Origin of the sequence: Serratia sp. 2C06 (assembly GCF_050037615.1) — a bacterium.
Lineage (GTDB): Bacteria > Pseudomonadota > Gammaproteobacteria > Enterobacterales > Enterobacteriaceae > Serratia > Serratia ureilytica.
The window spans coordinates 1,330,807-1,346,653 of sequence record NZ_CP188299.1; the positions used below are offsets into that span (position 1 = coordinate 1,330,807).

Consider the following 15,847-nt stretch of genomic DNA (forward strand, 5'->3'; position numbering starts at 1 on the left):
GCGGGTCGGCTTGTCGGCCCCGTCTCCCTTTACCCGCCGGTTCTCCGCCGGCGGGTTTCGCAGCCAAGGGTTCAGAGTATGTCAGAGCAGCTCCTCTATTTTCTGCAGCAGATGTTCAACGGCTTAACGTTGGGCAGCACCTATGCATTGATCGCCATCGGTTACACCATGGTTTACGGCATCATCGGCATGATCAACTTCGCCCACGGCGAGGTGTACATGATCGGCAGCTATGTCTCCTTTATCGTTATCGCCGCCCTGATGATGCTCGGCATCGACGTCGGCTGGCTGCTGATCGGCGCCGCGTTCCTGGTCTCGATCGTCATCGCCAGCGCCTACGGCTGGAGCATCGAGCGGGTGGCCTACAAGCCGGTGCGCAACTCCAAGCGCCTGATTGCGCTGATCTCGGCCATCGGCATGTCGATATTCCTGCAAAACTACGTCAGCCTGACGCAGGGCTCACGCGATCTGGCGCTGCCCAGCCTGGTCACCGGCCAGTGGGTGCTGGGGGAAAGCAACGGCTTCGCCGCCACCATCAGCACCATGCAGCTGACCATCTGGCTCGTGACCTTCCTGGCGATGCTGGCGCTGACGCTGTTTATCCGCTATTCGCGCATGGGCCGTGCCTGCCGCGCCTGTGCGGAAGATCTGAAGATGGCCAGCCTGCTGGGCATCAACACGGACCGGGTGATCTCGCTGACCTTCGTCATCGGTGCGGTGATGGCGGCGGTGGCCGGGGTGTTGCTCGGCCAGTTCTACGGCGTCATCAACCCTTACATCGGCTTTATGGCCGGTATGAAAGCCTTCACCGCCGCGGTTCTGGGCGGTATCGGCAGCATTCCGGGCGCGATGATCGGCGGCCTGGTGCTGGGCGTGGCGGAAGCGCTGACCTCCGCCTACCTGAGCACCGAATACAAAGACGTGGTGTCGTTCGCGCTGCTGATCGTGGTGCTGCTGATCATGCCGACCGGTATCCTCGGGCGTCCGGAGGTTGAGAAAGTATGAAACTCAATCTGCTCAATGCGCTGATCGCCACGGCGGTGCTGTTCGTGATGGCGTCGTTCCTGATGGGCATGCAGCTCAGCCTGGACGGCACCAAACTGGTGGTGCACGGCGCGGCGGAAGTGCGCTGGATGTGGATCGGCATCGGCTGCGTCATCGTCTTTTTCTTCCAGCTGTTGCGCCCGCTGCTGCAGCAGGGCCTGAAAAAGGTCTCCGGCCCGGCGTTCGTGCTGCCGAGCTTCGACGGCACCACGCCGCGGCAAAAGCTGCTGGCGGCTCTGCTGCTCGTCGCGGCGGTCGCCTGGCCGTTCCTGGTGTCGCGCGGCACGGTGGATATCGCCACTCTGACGCTGATCTACGTGATGCTGGGCCTCGGCCTCAACGTGGTGGTGGGCCTGTCCGGTCTGCTGGTGCTCGGCTACGGCGGTTTCTACGCCATCGGCGCCTACACCTATGCGCTGCTGAATCATTATTACGGCCTCGGCTTTTGGGAGAGCCTGCCGCTGGCGGGCATCGTCACCGCCGCCTTCGGCTTCCTGCTCGGTTTCCCGGTGCTGCGGCTGCGCGGCGACTATCTGGCGATCGTGACGCTCGGCTTCGGTGAGATCGTGCGCATCCTGCTGCTGAACAATACCGAAATCACCGGCGGGCCGAACGGCATCAGCCAGATCCCGAAACCGACCTTCTTCGGCCTGGAGTTTAACCGCAGCGTGCGCGACGGCGGCTGGGATACCTTCCATAACGTCTTCGGCCTGAAATACGATCCGAGCGATCGCATCGTATTTTTGTACCTGGTGGCGTTGCTGCTGGTGGTGCTGACGCTGTTCGTCATCAACCGCCTGCTGCGCATGCCGCTCGGGCGCGCCTGGGAAGCGCTGCGCGAAGACGAGATCGCCTGCCGCTCGCTGGGCCTCAGCCCGACGCGCATCAAGCTGACCGCCTTTACCATCAGCGCCGCGTTCGCCGGGTTTGCCGGCACGCTGTTCGCCGCGCGCCAGGGGTTCGTCAGCCCGGAATCCTTCACCTTCGTCGAGTCGGCCTTCGTGTTGGCGATCGTCGTACTGGGGGGCATGGGCTCGCAGTTCGCGGTCATTCTGGCGGCGATCCTGTTGGTGGTGTCGCGCGAGCTGATGCGCGATCTGAATGAATACAGCATGCTGCTGCTGGGCGCTCTGATGGTGCTGATGATGATTTGGCGGCCGCAGGGGCTGTTGCCGATGAAACGGCCGCAGCTGAAGCTGCAGGCGGCGGACATTCACGCGGGCAAGGGGGAACAGGCATGAGCGTTCAACCTTTACTGCAGGTGGAAGGCCTGTCAATGCGTTTTGGCGGGCTGCTGGCGGTCAACAATGTCGCGTTGACGCTCAATGAAGGCGAAATCGTGTCGCTGATCGGCCCCAACGGCGCCGGTAAAACCACGGTGTTTAACTGCCTGACCGGTTTCTACCGCCCGAGCGGCGGCACCATCAAATTGCGCGATCGCCATCTGGAAGGGCTGGCGGGGCAGGCCATCGCCCGTATGGGCGTAGTGCGCACCTTCCAGCATGTGCGGCTGTTCCGTGAAATGACGGTGATTGAGAACCTGTTGGTGGCGCAGCATCAGCACCTGAAAAGCGGCGTGTTCGCCGGGCTGCTGAAAACCCCGGCCTTCCGCCGCGCCGAAGCCGAGGCGCTGGCGCGCGCGGCGGAGTGGCTGGAGCGCGTCGGCCTGCTATCGATGGCCAACCGTTCGGCGGGCAACCTGGCCTACGGGCAGCAGCGTCGGCTGGAGATCGCCCGCTGCATGGTGACCCGGCCGGAGCTGCTGATGCTGGACGAACCGGCCGCCGGTCTGAACCCGAAAGAGACCGACGAGCTGGATCATCTGATCGTCGAGCTGCGCGATCGGCATAAGGTCTCGGTGTTGCTGATCGAGCACGACATGAAGCTGGTGATGGGCATCTCCGATCGCATTTACGTGGTGAATCAGGGCACGCCGCTGGCGCAGGGCACACCGGCGGAGATCCGCAACAATCCGGACGTGATCCGGGCTTATTTGGGCGAATAATAATATGTTGTCATTCAATCAGGTATCCGCCCATTACGGCAAAATCCAGGCGCTGCATCAGGTCAGTCTCACGATTAGTCAGGGCGAAATCGTGACGTTAATCGGCGCCAACGGCGCCGGTAAAACCACGCTGCTCGGCACCCTGTGCGGCGAACCGCGCGCCAGCGAAGGCAGCATCGTCTTCCAGGGGCAGGACATCACCCAGTGGCAAACCTCGCGCATCATGCGCGAAGCGGTGGCGATCGTGCCGGAAGGGCGGCGCGTCTTCTCGCGCATGACGGTGGAAGAAAATCTGGCGATGGGCGGCTTCTTCGCCGATCGTCACCAATATCAGCAGCGCATCGAACGGGTGTTCACGCTGTTCCCGCGCCTGCTGGAGCGCCGAAGCCAGCGTGCCGGCACCATGTCCGGCGGCGAACAGCAGATGTTGGCCATCGGCCGCGCGCTGATGAGCCAGCCGAAGCTGCTGCTGCTCGACGAACCTTCGCTTGGGCTGGCGCCCATCATCATCCAGCAGATTTTCGACATCATTCAGCAGCTGCGGGAAGAGGGCATGACCATCTTTCTGGTGGAGCAAAACGCCAATCAGGCGCTGAAATTGGCGGACCGCGGTTATGTGCTGGAAAACGGCCGCGTGGTGTTGGAAGATACGGGGGCTGCATTGTTAGCCAACGAAGCAGTGAGGTCGGCGTATCTGGGCGGTTAATCCGCCCCCCTACGAATTAAAATAATCAGGTACGAGAAGAAGAAATGAAGACAGAAGGGTTACTCGCGCAGCGCATCGTTAACGTAAAAAGTTCGGCCATCCGTGAATTGCTTAAGCACAGCAAGATGGAACACGTCATTTCGCTGGCGGGCGGCATCCCCTCTGATGCGCTGTTCGATTTCGAAGGACTGAGCATCGCCACCCAGCAGGCGATCACCGAACAGCCGAAAAGCGCATTCCAGTATGGCCTGACCGAGGGCAGCCCGCTGCTGCGTGAGCGCATTTGCGCGCTGTGCGCCGAGCGCGGCGTCACCGCGCGCGCAGAAGAGGTGATGGTCACCGCCGGCTCTCAGCAGGCCCTGGATTTGGTGATGCGCGCCATCGTCAACCCGGGCGACGTGTTCGTGGTGGAGCGCCCGACCTACCTGGCGGCGCTGCAAACGCTGGAACTGGCGGAGGCCAACATCATGTCGGTCTCGTCCGACAGCGACGGCATGGTGGTGGAAGAGCTGGCCGAGCTGCTGAAAACCCAGCGCATCAAGGGCGTGTACGTGGTGCCGAACTTCGGCAACCCCAGCGGCATCACCCTCAGCGCCGCGCGCCGCGAACGGCTGGTGAAGCTGGCCGCCGAACATAACTTCCTGATCATCGAAGACGATCCGTACGGCGAGCTGCGTTTCACCGAAGAGCGCCACCCGACGCTGCATCAGGTGTCGCAGCAGGTGCTGGGCAACACCGACCACATCATCTATACCTCGACCTTTTCCAAGATCCTGGCGCCGGGCCTGCGTTTGGGCTGGGCGATCCTGCCGCCGTTCCTGCTGCATAAAGTGGCGATCATCAAACAGGCGGCGGATCTGCACGCCAGCGCCCTGTCGCAGAGCATCGTCGAATGCTACCTTGGCCTGGATCGCCTGCCGGCGCAGATCGACAAGATCCGCGCCGCCTATAAACACAAGGGCGAGATCCTGGCCGGTTTGGTGGAGCAGGAGCTGGGCGACTACATCACCTTCGATAAACCGAAGGGCGGCATGTTCCTGTGGGCGCGTTTCCGCCAGCCGTTCAACGCCACCGAATGGCTGAACACCACGCTGCAGCAGGGTGTGGTGTTCGTGCCGGGGGAATACTTCTTCTCCGACAACCCGGATCGTTCGACCTTCCGCCTGTCGTTCGCCACCGCCACCGAGCAGCAGATGCAAGAAGCGGTCGCGCGCCTGCGCCGTTCGCTGTAATCCTCGCGGCGGCGGAGCCCATGCCCGCCGCCGACATCAAACCGCCATCTTCACTTCACCTTGCCGTCATGTGGCTGTCATCTAACGGTTATTTTTCTGTCATCCGCGCATGGCATGTTAGCTTCCGAACAAAAAACTGATTCTTTTCGCTCACGCGCTTTTACACCAGCTTTTTCAGGAGTTAGGCATGCTCACCTACGCTATTCGCAAAACCACGCTGTGCGTCGCATTGACCCTGGCGGTCAGCGCACAGGCGCTGGCGGCGACAGAAATCCCGTTCTGGCATTCGATGGAAGGCGAACTGGGTAAAGAAGTGGACTCTCTGGCGGATCGCTTCAACCAGTCGCACAGCGACGTCAAGATTGTGCCGGTTTATAAAGGCAACTACGAACAGAGCCTGGCGGCGGGCATCGCCGCTTACCGCTCCGGCAAGGCGCCGGCGATCCTGCAGGTTTACGAGGTGGGCACCGCCACCATGATGGCCAGCAAAGCCATCAAACCGGTCTATGAAGTGTTTAAAGAGGCCGGCATCAACTTCGACGAGTCGGTGTTCGTGCCGACGGTGGCCGGCTATTACACCGACAACAAGAGCGGCCATCTGCTGTCGCAGCCGTTCAACAGCTCCACGCCGGTGCTGTACTACAACAAAGACGCCTTCAAAAAGGCCGGCCTGAACCCGGAACAACCGCCGAAAACCTGGCAGGAACTGGCGGCGGATACCGCCAAACTGCGCGAAGCCGGCATGAAGTGCGGTTACGCCAGCGGCTGGCAGGGCTGGATCCAACTGGAGAACTTCAGCGCCTGGCACGGCGTGCCGTTCGCCAGTGAAAACAACGGCTTTGGCGGCACCAGCGCCAAGCTGGAGTTCAACCAACCGCTGCAGGTCAAACATATTGCGCTGCTCGAAGCGATGAACAAGAAGGGCGACTTCACCTATTTCGGCCGCAAAGACGAATCCACCGAGAAGTTCTATAACGGCGACTGCGCCATCACCACCGCCTCATCCGGTTCGCTGGCGGACATCAAGCACTACGCCAAATTCAACTACGGCGTCGGCATGATGCCGTACGACGCCGACGCGAAAAATGCGCTGCAAAACGCCATCATCGGCGGGGCCAGCCTGTGGGTGATGAACGGCAAAGACGCCGCCACCTACAAGGGCGTGGCCGAATTCCTGCAGTACCTGGCGCAGCCGGAAATCGCCGCCGAATGGCACCAGAAGACCGGCTATCTGCCGATCACCACCGCGGCTTACGATCTGACCAAGCAGCAGGGCTTCTACGACAAGAACCCGGGTGCCGACGTCGCCACTCGTCAGATGCTGAACAAGCCGCCGTTGCCGTTCACCAAGGGCCTGCGCCTGGGCAACATGCCGCAGATCCGCAGCGTGGTGGATGAGGAGCTGGAAGGCGTGTGGACCGGCAAGAAAACGCCTCAGCAGGCGTTGGACGCCGCCGTGCAGCGCGGTGACGTGCTGCTGCGCCGCTTCGAAGCTTCGACCAAGTAACCCCGCGTCGCGGGCCCGGTAGACCGGGCTCGCGTCTTCATGCCGATCCTTCCGTACCCGATTAATGGTTTAACTGCTATGTCATCTTCCCGTCCCGGTTTCGGCTGCAGCTGGTTGCCCTATGCGCTGGTGCTGCCGCAGCTGCTGATTACCGCCGTCTTCTTTTTATGGCCCGCCGGCGAAGCGCTGTGGTATTCGGTGCAGAGCCTCGATCCGTTCGGCCTGTCCAGCCAGTTTGTCGGGCTGGATAACTTTAAACAGCTGTTCCAGGATCCTTACTACCTCGACTCGTTCTACACCACGCTGATCTTCAGCTTCCTGGTGGCCGGCATCGGGCTGGCGGTTTCGCTGTTCTTCGCTGCGCTGGTGGACTACGTGCTGCGCGGCAGCCGCCTCTATCGCACGCTGATGATCCTGCCCTACGCGGTGGCGCCGGCGGTGGCGGCGGTGCTGTGGATCTTTCTGTTCAACCCCGGTCTGGGGTTGATCACCCATTTCCTCAATGGTCTGGGCTATAACTGGAACCATGCGCAAAACAGCGGCCAGGCGATGTTCCTGGTGGTGCTGGCCTCGGTATGGCAGCAGATAAGCTATAACTTCCTGTTTTTCCTCGCGGCGCTGCAGTCGATCCCGCGTTCGCTGGTGGAAGCGGCGGCCATCGACGGCGCCGGCCCGGTGCGGCGTTTCTTCCATCTGGTGCTGCCGCTGATCGCGCCGGTGAGCTTCTTCCTGCTGGTGGTCAATCTGGTGTACGCCTTCTTCGATACTTTCCCGGTGATCGACGCCGCCACCGGCGGCGGGCCGGTGCAGTCCACCACCACGTTGATCTACAAGATCTACCGCGAAGGCTTCGCAGGGTTGGATCTCTCCAGTTCCGCCGCGCAGTCGGTGATCCTGATGTTGCTGGTGATCGGCCTGACGGTGATCCAGTTCCGCTTCGTTGAACGTAAGGTGCGCTACCAATGATTGAGAATCGACGCGGGCTGGATGTCTTCAGCCATGTGATGCTGATTATCGGCGTGCTGGTGGTGCTGTTCCCGCTGTACGTGGCCTTTGTCGCCGCCACGCTGGACGACAAACAGGTGTTTCAGGTGCCGATGACGCTGGTGCCCGGCGGTCACCTGTGGGAGAACATCCGCAATATCTGGCAGGGCGGCGTGGGCAACCTCAAGGTGCCGTTCTCGCTGCTGCTGCTCAACAGCGTGATCATGGCGCTGGCGATCACCTGCGGCAAGATCGCGGTGTCAGTGCTGTCGGCTTACGCCATCGTGTATTTCCGTTTCCCGCTGCGCAGCCTGTTTTTTTGGCTGATTTTCCTCACCCTGATGCTGCCGGTGGAAGTGCGCATTTTCCCGACGGTGGAGGTGATCTCCAACCTCAACCTGCTGGACAGCTATACCGGCCTGACGCTGCCGCTGATGGCCTCGGCCACCGCCACCTTCCTGCTGCGCCAGTTCTTCATGACGTTGCCGGATGAGCTGCTGGAGGCGGCGCGCATCGACGGCGCCGGGCCGATGCGTTTCTTTTGGGACATCGTGTTGCCGCTGTCGAAAACCAATCTGGCGGCGCTGTTCGTCATCACCTTTATCTACGGCTGGAACCAATACCTGTGGCCGATCCTGATCACCAGCGACGCTTCGATGGGCACCGCGGTGGCGGGCATCAAGAGCATGATCTCCACTTCCGGCGCGCCGACCCAGTGGAACCAGGTGATGGCGGCGATGATTCTGACTTTATTGCCACCGCTGGCGGTGGTGCTTCTGATGCAGCGCTGGTTTGTGCGCGGTCTGGTTGATAGCGAGAAATAACGACGATGGCAGGATTAAAACTACAGGCGGTCACCAAGTCTTACGACGGTAAAACGCCGGTGATCAAACAGATCGACCTCGACGTGGCGGACGGTGAATTCATCGTGATGGTCGGCCCGTCCGGCTGCGGCAAATCCACGCTGCTGCGGATGGTGGCCGGGCTGGAGCGCACCACCAGCGGCGATATCTATATCGATACCCGGCGCGTGACCGATCTGGAGCCCAAGGATCGCGGCATCGCGATGGTGTTCCAGAACTACGCGCTCTATCCGCACATGAGCGTGTACGACAACATGGCTTACGGCCTCAAGATCCGCGGTTTCGGCAAGGAGCATATCCGCCAGCGAGTGGAGGAAGCGGCGCGCATCCTGGAGCTGGAGCCGCTGCTCAAGCGCAAACCGCGCGAACTTTCCGGCGGCCAGCGCCAGCGCGTGGCGATGGGGCGCGCCATCGTGCGCGAACCGGCGGTGTTCCTGTTCGATGAACCGCTGTCCAATCTGGACGCCAAGCTGCGGGTGCAGATGCGCCTGGAGCTGCAACAGCTGCACCGCCGTCTGAAAACCACCAGCCTGTACGTGACTCACGACCAAGTGGAGGCGATGACGCTGGCGCAGCGGGTGATCGTGATGAATAAGGGCGTGGCGGAGCAGATCGGCACCCCGAGCGAGGTGTATCAGCGGCCGGCTTCGCTGTTCGTCGCCGGCTTTATCGGCTCGCCGGCGATGAACCTGTTGCCCGGCACCCTGAGCGCCGACGGCGGCCAGCTGCTGCTGGCGGACGGCATGACGCTGCCGTTGCCGGCGGCCAAGCCGCAGTGGGCGGGGCGGCAGTTGACGCTGGGCATTCGGCCGGAGCATATTCAGCTGGTGGCGCAAGGCCAGGGCGTGCCGCTGCAGCTGCAGACGCTGGAACTGCTGGGGGCCGACAATCTGGCGCACGGCCAGTGGGGCGGTCACGGGGTGATCGCGCGGTTGTCGCATGAAACCTTGCCGACGGCGGGCAGTACGCTATATTTGCAGCTGCCTGCTCAGGCGCTGCACTTCTTTGACACCCACAGCGGATTACGGATGGATTGATGACGAGACCCTGGCCTTACCCTCATATTGTCGCCCACCGCGGCGGCGGTTCTCTGGCGCCGGAAAACACCCTGGCGGCGATCGACGTCGGCGCGCGCCACGGCCACAAGATGATCGAGTTCGACGCCAAGCTGGCGCAGGACGGGCAAATTTTCCTGCTGCACGACGACACGCTGGATCGCACCAGCAACGGTTGGGGCGTGGCGGGCGAGCTGCCGTGGGACAAACTGGTGCAGCTGGACGCCGGCAACTGGTACAGTTCGGCCTTCAAGGGCGAGCGGCTGCCGCTGCTGTCGGAGGTGGCGGAACGCTGCCGGGAACACGGCCTGATGGCCAATATCGAGATCAAACCGACCACCGGCAGCGACGATGAAACCGGGCGGGTGGTGGCGCTGGCGGCGCGGTTGCTGTGGCAAGGGCAGACCGACCCGCTGCTCTCCTCCTTCTCGGTGGAAGCGTTGGCGGCGGCGCAACGCACCGTGCCGGACTTGCCGCGCGGCCTGCTGCTGGAGGCCTGGGACGACAACTGGCGCGAGCTGACGGAGCGTCTGGATTGCGTCTCGCTGCATATCGACCACAAAGCGCTGACCGCTGAGCGGGTGAAAGCGTTGAAAGACGCCGGTCTACGCATTCTGGTGTATACCGTCAACCAACCGGATCGCGCGCGTCTGCTGCTCGACTGGGGCGTTGACTGCATTTGCACCGACCGGATAGATTTGATTGGCCCGGATTTTTAATCCGGCGCCGATGAATCCCGCGACGACAAGCCTTGCCGCCGCGCCACCGGAAGGAATGCGATGCCAGGCTTTATGATGTCACTGTGGCACCAGATCGTGCTGTCTTTACCGCTGTTCGTCCTGATCGCGTTGGGTTATGGGCTGATTCGCTGGGGGAAATGGCCTTCCAGCATCACCGATGGCCTGACGCGCTTCGTGTTTTCCCTCGCTTTGCCCGCCATGCTGTTTCGCATGATGTGCGATTTCTCGCAGCGCCCGGCGGTCGACGCCCGGCTGCTGATCGCGTTCTTCGGCAGTTGCCTGCTGGTGTTCGTGCTCGGCCGCCTGGTCGCCCGGCACCTCTTCCGGCTGGATGGGGTCGCTGGTTCGGTGTTTGCGCTGGGCGGTATTTTCTCCAATAACGTGATGCTCGGTTTACCGATCGCCAGCGTGATGCTGGGGCAGGCGGCGATCCCGTCGGTAGCGCTGGTGCTGGTGTTCAACGGCCTGATCCTGTGGACGCTGGTGACGGTGTCGATCGAATGGGCGCGCAACGGCTCGCCGACGCTGAGCGGCTTCGCTAAAACCGCGCGCAGCGTGCTGACCAACCCACTGATCGTCGGCATTCTGTCCGGCACCTTGTTCAGCCTGACCGGCCTGCCGCTGCCGACCTTCGTCGATCGGCCGGTCAGCATGCTCGGCCAGGTGGCGGCGCCGCTGTCGCTGGTGGTGCTTGGCATGGGGCTGGCGGAGTATCGCATCAGCGAAGGCTGGCAGCTGAGCAGCGCCATCTGCGTGCTGAAGCTGCTGGTGCAGCCGCTAGTGATTTGGCTGCTGGCCTGGATGATGGATTTGCCGCCGATGGAGACCCGCGTGGTGGTGCTGTTGGGCTCAATGGCGGTGGGGGTGAACGTCTACCTGATGTCGCGCCAGTTCAATACGCTCACCGGCCCGGCCGCCACCAGCCTGGTGATGTCCACCGTGCTGGCGGCGATCACCACGCCGCTGATCCTCACCGTTATGGGCGTGCGGGCGTAGCCGGCATCGGCGCCTGCGGCACCGCCGGCGCGGTGCGATTGAACGGATCGCGCGGCTGGTTGCCGTTAGGCAGCAGTTGCCCGCCGTTCGGCGCGGTTTGCAACAGCTGTTGCCGTTGATTGTCGAACTGTCGCTGCTGCTGCAGGCGGCGTTGATCCATCTGCCGGTTGTTCAACAAGCGCTGTTGTTGCGCCTGCTGGCTGTTTTGGTTGAGTAACTGCTGCTGTGAGCGCAGGTCGGTTACGCCGTTGGCCGCCGCCGCCAACCCAGGCAGCAACAGCAGAGCGAACAGAATGTGAGAAGTTTTCATGATGGTTACCTCGCCTTTTTATTAAGCCTAACTCAGCGGTGAAATTTTGCCGGTAGTTTGTATTTTGTTCAGATGTAAACCGCCTTTCATCCCCTTATGCGTCCATCTTCCGTTACAATCGCGGTTTATGAATTGTTAGGATGAACCCATCGTGCTGCTCTTGGTTATCACCACCATTCTGTGGGCGTTCTCTTTCAGCCTGATCGGCGAATATTTGGCGGGCCATGTCGACAGCTGGTTCTCGGTGCTGATGCGCATCGGGCTGGCGGCGCTGGTGTTCCTGCCGTTCCTGCGCTGGCGCAACATCAAACTCAAGGTGATCCTGCTGTATATGCTGGTGGGCGCCTTCCAGCTGGGCATCATGTACCTCATCAGCTTCCGCGCTTATCTCTATCTGACGGTGCCGGAGTTCCTGTTGTTCACCGTGCTGACGCCATTGTACATCACGCTGATCTACGACTTGCTGAGCGGCCGGCGCCTGCGCTGGGGCTACGCCTTCAGCGCGCTGCTGGCGGTGCTGGGCGCGGCCATCATTCGCTATCACCAACTGAGCGAACACTTCTGGTGGGGGCTGTTGCTGGTGCAGGCGGCGAACATCAGCTTCGCCATCGGCATGGTCGGCTATAAGCGCCTGATGGAAGTGCACCCCTTGCCGCAGCACACCGCCTTTTCCTGGTTCTACCTGGGGGCGGCGGCGGTGGCGGTGGTGGCCTGGTTCCTGTGGGGCAATCCGCAGCAGCTGCCAACCACCAATCTGCAGTGGGGCGTGCTGATCTGGCTGGGCGTGGTGGCGTCGGGGCTGGGCTATTTCATGTGGAACTACGGCGCGACGCAGGTGGATGCCGGCACGCTCGGCATCATGAACAACATGCATGTGCCGGCCGGCTTGTTGGTCAACCTGGCCATTTGGCAGCAGCAGCCGCACTGGCCGAGCTTTATCCTCGGTGGGGCGGTGATCGTCGCTTCACTGTGGGTGCACCGCCGCTGGGTGGCGCCGAAACAGCTCGGCTAAACGGGGGCCGGCAGTTTACACGCCTGCCGCCAACGCTTTGGCGCCGGTCGCGCCGGGGCGTGCCGCGTCGCGCACGAACGGCAGATGATCGCAGGCGTGCTGGCGGGCCGAGCGGATAAAGGCTTCGGTCACCGCCTGGCGCTGTTCACCGTCGCGCACGGCGGCGTACAGGCGGCTCCACAGGCCGTCACCCAGGGTTTTGGTCACCACCAGCCCCTGCCGTTCGAAACTTTCCACCACCCAATGCGGCAGCGCCGCAATCCCCATCCGCGCCGAGACCATCTGGATCAGCAGCAGCGTGTTATCGACGTTCTTCAACGCCGGGTTGACGCCCGCCGGCTGCAGGAAATGCCGCCAGATATCCAGCCGCTGGCGCTGCACCGGGTAAATCAACAGCGTTTCATCGCTCAAGTCTTCCGGCTCGATGTGCGGCTTGCCGGCCAGCGGATGATCCGGCGCCAGCACCATACGCACCTCAAAATCGAACATCGGCGAATAGTGCAGGCCGCTGCGCGGCAGGATATCCGACGTCATCACCAGATCCAGCTCGCCCTGTTGCAGGGCCGGCTGCGGGTCGAAAGTGACGCCGGAGGTGAAGTCCATCACCACCTGCGGGAAACGCTGGCGGAAGTTGTCCAGCGCCGGCGTTAGCCACTGAATGCAGCTGTGGCATTCGATGGCGATGCGCAGCGTGGTTTGATGCGGCTCGTGGCAGGCCTGCAGCGCCTGCTGGATCTGCGGCAACACCTGTTCCGCCAGCTGCAGCAGGATTTCGCCCTGGGCGGTGAAGCGCAGGGGCTGGCTCTTGCGCACGAACAGCTTGAAGCCCAGACGTTGCTCAAGATCGCTGAACTGGTGCGACAGGGCAGACTGCGTCTGATGAAGTTGGGCCGCCGCCCCCGCCAACGAACCGCTGTTGCGCAGAGCCTGCAGCGTCCGTAAATGTTTCAGTTCGATCATGAGAGTCCTTCACATTGACAGTGAATAAATTGCGCTTGTGGTTAATACAGTACCTGCTGATTATGGATGTGTAAACATCTGGACGGCTAAATGGGGAATATGACGATGGCAATCTTGAATCACACACTGGGTTTTCCTCGCGTTGGGCTACGACGTGAGCTGAAAAAAGCTCAGGAAAGCTACTGGGCCGGCAACTCAACGCAGGAAGAGCTGTTGGCGGTTGGCCGCGAGCTGCGCGCTCGTCATTGGCAGCAGCAACGGCAGGCCGGGGTGGATTTGGTGCCGGTCGGCGATTTCGCCTGGTACGATCATGTGTTGACCACCAGCCTGCTGCTGGGCAACGTGCCGGCGCGCCATCAGAATGCGGATGGCTCTATTGATCTGGACACGCTGTTCCGCATCGGCCGTGGCCGCGCACCGACCGGCGAGCCGGCGGCCGCGGCGGAAATGACCAAATGGTTTAACACCAACTATCACTACATGGTGCCCGAATTCCAGCAAGGCCAGCAGTTCAAGCTGGGCTGGACCCAACTGCTGGACGAAGTGGACGAAGCGCTGGCGCTGGGGCATCACATCAAGCCGGTGCTGCTTGGCCCGGTGACTTATCTGTGGTTGGGTAAAGTGAAGGGCGAGCCGTTCGACCGCCTGTCGCTGTTGAAAGAGATCCTGCCGGTTTACCAGCAGGTGCTGGCGGAGCTGGCGAAGCGCGGCGTCGAATGGGTGCAAATCGACGAACCTGCGCTGGTGCTGGAGCTGCCGCAAGCCTGGCTGGACGCCTTCAAACCGGCGTATGACGCGTTGCAGGGGCAGGTTAAGTTGCTGTTGACCACGTATTTCGACAGCGTCGGCCACAACCTCGACACCATTCGCACGCTGCCGGTGCAGGGGCTGCACGTCGATCTGGTCGCCGGCCATGACGATATCGCCGCGCTGAGCGCCGCATTGCCGCAAGACTGGCTGCTGTCGCTGGGCGTGATCAACGGCCGCAACGTTTGGCGCGCCGATCTGAGCCGCTGGTTCGAACGTCTGCAGCCGCTGGTGGGACAGCGCCCGCTATGGATCGGCACCTCCTGTTCACTGCTGCACAGCCCGATCGATCTGAGCGTGGAAAGCCGTCTGGACGAAGAAGTGAAAAGCTGGTTCGCCTTCGCCCTGCAAAAATGCGCCGAGCTGGCGCTGTTGAGCTCGGCGCTGAACGCGCCTGACGCGACGAAACAGGCCGAGCTGGACGCCTACAGCGCGCCGATCCGCGCCCGTCGCCAGTCGAACCGCGTGCATAACCCACAGGTTGAGCGCCGTCTGGCCGCGATCACCGCGCAGGACTGCGAACGCCGCAGCGCGTACGCCGAGCGCGCCAGGGCGCAGCACGAGCGTTTCAAGCTGCCGGCCTGGCCGACGACGACCATCGGTTCGTTCCCACAGACCACCGAAATCCGCGGCCTGCGTCTGGACTTCAAACAGGGCCGTTTGGACGGCAGCAACTACCGCACCAGCATCGGTGAGCACATCAAACAGGCGATCGTCGAGCAGGAGCGCCTCGGGCTGGACGTACTGGTGCACGGTGAAGCCGAGCGCAACGACATGGTGGAATATTTCGGTGAGAACCTCGACGGCTTCGTGTTTACCCAGAATGGTTGGGTGCAGAGCTACGGTTCCCGCTGCGTGAAGCCGCCGGTGATCATCGGTGACGTCAGCCGCCCGGAAGCCATTACCGTCGAATGGGCCAAATTCGCCCAGTCGTTGACCGACAAGCCGGTGAAAGGCATGTTGACCGGGCCGGTGACCATCCTGTGCTGGTCGTTCCCGCGTGAAGACGTGACCCGCGAAGTGATCGCCAAGCAGATTGCGCTGGCGCTGCGCGACGAGGTGGAAGATTTGGAAAAAGCCGGCATCGGCATCATTCAGATCGACGAACCTGCGCTGCGCGAGGGGCTGCCGCTGCGACAATCCGACTGGGCCGCCTACCTGAACTGGGCGGTGGACGCCTTCAAATTGAACGCCGCCGTGGCGCAGGATGACACCCAGATCCACACCCACATGTGTTACTGCGAGTTCAACGACATCATGGACTCCATCGCCGCGCTGGACGCCGACGTGATCACCATCGAGACCTCGCGTTCCGATATGGATCTGCTGGAAGCCTTCAAAGAGTTCGAATACCCGAACGAAATCGGGCCGGGCGTCTACGATATCCACTCGCCGAACGTGCCGAGCGTGGAATGGATCGAAGCGCTGCTGCGTAAAGCGGCGCAGAACATCCCGGCGGAACGCCTGTGGGTCAACCCCGATTGCGGCCTGAAAACTCGCGGTTGGCCTGAAACCCGGCAGTCGCTGGCCAACATGGTATTGGCGGCGCAGCGCCTGCGCGAGCACGCGTGATGCCGTGCGGCGGGTAAACCGCCGCAGATAGATTTACTGGTGTGATGATTGGGC

15 protein-coding genes are annotated in these 15,847 nt (G+C 62.1%); 13 read left to right on the forward strand and 2 right to left on the reverse strand.

The window, feature by feature from the left end:
• Positions 1 to 78 precede the first annotated feature (78 nt).
• The 11 genes from livH to ACP3TA_RS06780 all read left to right on the forward strand — a co-directional run bounded on the left by livH (position 79) and on the right by ACP3TA_RS06780 (position 11,132).
• Entirely contained in the window at positions 79 to 1,005 is a 927-nt protein-coding gene (livH, locus tag ACP3TA_RS06730; RefSeq protein ID WP_015376290.1) for a high-affinity branched-chain amino acid ABC transporter permease LivH, read from the forward strand.
• Positions 1,002 to 2,285: a high-affinity branched-chain amino acid ABC transporter permease LivM gene (locus ACP3TA_RS06735; RefSeq protein ID WP_042783462.1), complete on the forward strand. Its 1,284-nt coding sequence runs from the start codon at positions 1,002 to 1,004 to the stop codon at positions 2,283 to 2,285. Before livH ends, ACP3TA_RS06735 begins: the two co-directional genes overlap by 4 nt.
• Positions 2,282 to 3,049 carry a high-affinity branched-chain amino acid ABC transporter ATP-binding protein LivG gene (gene livG / locus ACP3TA_RS06740; RefSeq protein WP_004934389.1) on the forward strand — a complete coding sequence of 256 codons (768 nt, stop codon included), beginning with the start codon at positions 2,282 to 2,284 and terminating at the stop codon, positions 3,047 to 3,049. Before ACP3TA_RS06735 ends, livG begins: the two co-directional genes overlap by 4 nt.
• A gap of 4 nt (positions 3,050 to 3,053) precedes the next feature.
• A complete protein-coding gene (livF, locus tag ACP3TA_RS06745; RefSeq protein ID WP_015376292.1) occupies positions 3,054 to 3,755 on the forward strand; it encodes a high-affinity branched-chain amino acid ABC transporter ATP-binding protein LivF in 702 nt (233 codons plus the stop codon).
• A gap of 44 nt (positions 3,756 to 3,799) precedes the next feature.
• Positions 3,800 to 4,987: a PLP-dependent aminotransferase family protein gene (locus ACP3TA_RS06750; protein ID WP_206196343.1), complete on the forward strand. Its 1,188-nt coding sequence runs from the start codon at positions 3,800 to 3,802 to the stop codon at positions 4,985 to 4,987.
• A gap of 187 nt (positions 4,988 to 5,174) precedes the next feature.
• Positions 5,175 to 6,494, forward strand: a complete 1,320-nt coding sequence (gene ugpB, locus ACP3TA_RS06755) for a sn-glycerol-3-phosphate ABC transporter substrate-binding protein UgpB (protein WP_426784573.1) — start codon at positions 5,175 to 5,177, stop codon at positions 6,492 to 6,494.
• 78 nt (positions 6,495 to 6,572) lie between these two features.
• On the forward strand, positions 6,573 to 7,460 hold the full coding sequence (ugpA, locus tag ACP3TA_RS06760) for a sn-glycerol-3-phosphate ABC transporter permease UgpA (RefSeq protein ID WP_015376293.1): 888 nt from the start codon (positions 6,573 to 6,575) through the stop codon (positions 7,458 to 7,460).
• Positions 7,457 to 8,302 (forward strand): sn-glycerol-3-phosphate ABC transporter permease UgpE, encoded by an 846-nt coding sequence (ugpE, locus tag ACP3TA_RS06765; RefSeq protein WP_033638989.1) that lies wholly within the window; start codon positions 7,457 to 7,459, stop codon positions 8,300 to 8,302. Before ugpA ends, ugpE begins: the two co-directional genes overlap by 4 nt.
• A 5-nt stretch (positions 8,303 to 8,307) precedes the next feature.
• Positions 8,308 to 9,378 (forward strand): sn-glycerol-3-phosphate import ATP-binding protein UgpC, encoded by a 1,071-nt coding sequence (locus ACP3TA_RS06770; RefSeq protein WP_060434765.1) that lies wholly within the window; start codon positions 8,308 to 8,310, stop codon positions 9,376 to 9,378.
• Positions 9,378 to 10,115 carry a glycerophosphodiester phosphodiesterase gene (gene ugpQ, locus ACP3TA_RS06775; protein ID WP_033644980.1) on the forward strand — a complete coding sequence of 246 codons (738 nt, stop codon included), beginning with the start codon at positions 9,378 to 9,380 and terminating at the stop codon, positions 10,113 to 10,115. Before ACP3TA_RS06770 ends, ugpQ begins: the two co-directional genes overlap by 1 nt.
• A gap of 60 nt (positions 10,116 to 10,175) precedes the next feature.
• Entirely contained in the window at positions 10,176 to 11,132 is a 957-nt protein-coding gene (locus ACP3TA_RS06780; RefSeq protein ID WP_089195360.1) for an AEC family transporter, read from the forward strand.
• Here ACP3TA_RS06780 and ACP3TA_RS06785 read toward each other — a convergent pair.
• Positions 11,113 to 11,442, reverse strand: coding sequence for a hypothetical protein (locus ACP3TA_RS06785; RefSeq protein WP_033652650.1), 330 nt, complete (start codon positions 11,440 to 11,442; stop codon positions 11,113 to 11,115). The two genes, ACP3TA_RS06780 and ACP3TA_RS06785, sit on opposite strands and share 20 nt — an antisense overlap.
• A 151-nt stretch (positions 11,443 to 11,593) precedes the next feature.
• Between ACP3TA_RS06785 and ACP3TA_RS06790 the strand changes: the two genes are divergently transcribed.
• Positions 11,594 to 12,454: a carboxylate/amino acid/amine transporter gene (locus ACP3TA_RS06790; protein WP_033652651.1), complete on the forward strand. Its 861-nt coding sequence runs from the start codon at positions 11,594 to 11,596 to the stop codon at positions 12,452 to 12,454.
• 15 nt (positions 12,455 to 12,469) lie between these two features.
• Here ACP3TA_RS06790 and metR read toward each other — a convergent pair whose 3' ends face one another.
• Positions 12,470 to 13,414: an HTH-type transcriptional regulator MetR gene (gene metR / locus ACP3TA_RS06795; RefSeq protein ID WP_206196344.1), complete on the reverse strand. Its 945-nt coding sequence runs from the start codon at positions 13,412 to 13,414 to the stop codon at positions 12,470 to 12,472.
• Between the two features lie 90 nt (positions 13,415 to 13,504).
• Here metR and metE point away from each other — a divergent pair, with 90 nt between their 5' ends.
• Positions 13,505 to 15,793 carry a 5-methyltetrahydropteroyltriglutamate--homocysteine S-methyltransferase gene (gene metE / locus ACP3TA_RS06800; protein ID WP_080376453.1) on the forward strand — a complete coding sequence of 763 codons (2,289 nt, stop codon included), beginning with the start codon at positions 13,505 to 13,507 and terminating at the stop codon, positions 15,791 to 15,793.
• Positions 15,794 to 15,847: the final 54 nt, after the last annotated feature.

Excerpts from the sequence above, each read along its gene's own strand:
- livH (WP_015376290.1), top strand. The coding sequence starts at position 79 with ATGTCAGAGCAGCTCCTCTATTTTCTGCAGCAGATGTTCAACGGCTTA.
- ACP3TA_RS06735 (WP_042783462.1), top strand. The coding sequence starts at position 1,002 with ATGAAACTCAATCTGCTCAATGCGCTGATCGCCACGGCGGTGCTGTTC.
- livG (WP_004934389.1), top strand. The coding sequence starts at position 2,282 with ATGAGCGTTCAACCTTTACTGCAGGTGGAAGGCCTGTCAATGCGTTTT.
- livF (WP_015376292.1), top strand. The coding sequence starts at position 3,054 with ATGTTGTCATTCAATCAGGTATCCGCCCATTACGGCAAAATCCAGGCG.
- ACP3TA_RS06750 (WP_206196343.1), top strand. The coding sequence starts at position 3,800 with ATGAAGACAGAAGGGTTACTCGCGCAGCGCATCGTTAACGTAAAAAGT.
- ugpB (WP_426784573.1), top strand. The coding sequence starts at position 5,175 with ATGCTCACCTACGCTATTCGCAAAACCACGCTGTGCGTCGCATTGACC.
- ugpA (WP_015376293.1), top strand. The coding sequence starts at position 6,573 with ATGTCATCTTCCCGTCCCGGTTTCGGCTGCAGCTGGTTGCCCTATGCG.
- ugpE (WP_033638989.1), top strand. The coding sequence starts at position 7,457 with ATGATTGAGAATCGACGCGGGCTGGATGTCTTCAGCCATGTGATGCTG.
- ACP3TA_RS06770 (WP_060434765.1), top strand. The coding sequence starts at position 8,308 with ATGGCAGGATTAAAACTACAGGCGGTCACCAAGTCTTACGACGGTAAA.
- ugpQ (WP_033644980.1), top strand. The coding sequence starts at position 9,378 with ATGACGAGACCCTGGCCTTACCCTCATATTGTCGCCCACCGCGGCGGC.
- ACP3TA_RS06780 (WP_089195360.1), top strand. The coding sequence starts at position 10,176 with ATGCCAGGCTTTATGATGTCACTGTGGCACCAGATCGTGCTGTCTTTA.
- ACP3TA_RS06785 (WP_033652650.1), bottom strand. The coding sequence starts at position 11,442 with ATGAAAACTTCTCACATTCTGTTCGCTCTGCTGTTGCTGCCTGGGTTG.
- metR (WP_206196344.1), bottom strand. The coding sequence starts at position 13,414 with ATGATCGAACTGAAACATTTACGGACGCTGCAGGCTCTGCGCAACAGC.
- metE (WP_080376453.1), top strand. The coding sequence starts at position 13,505 with ATGGGGAATATGACGATGGCAATCTTGAATCACACACTGGGTTTTCCT.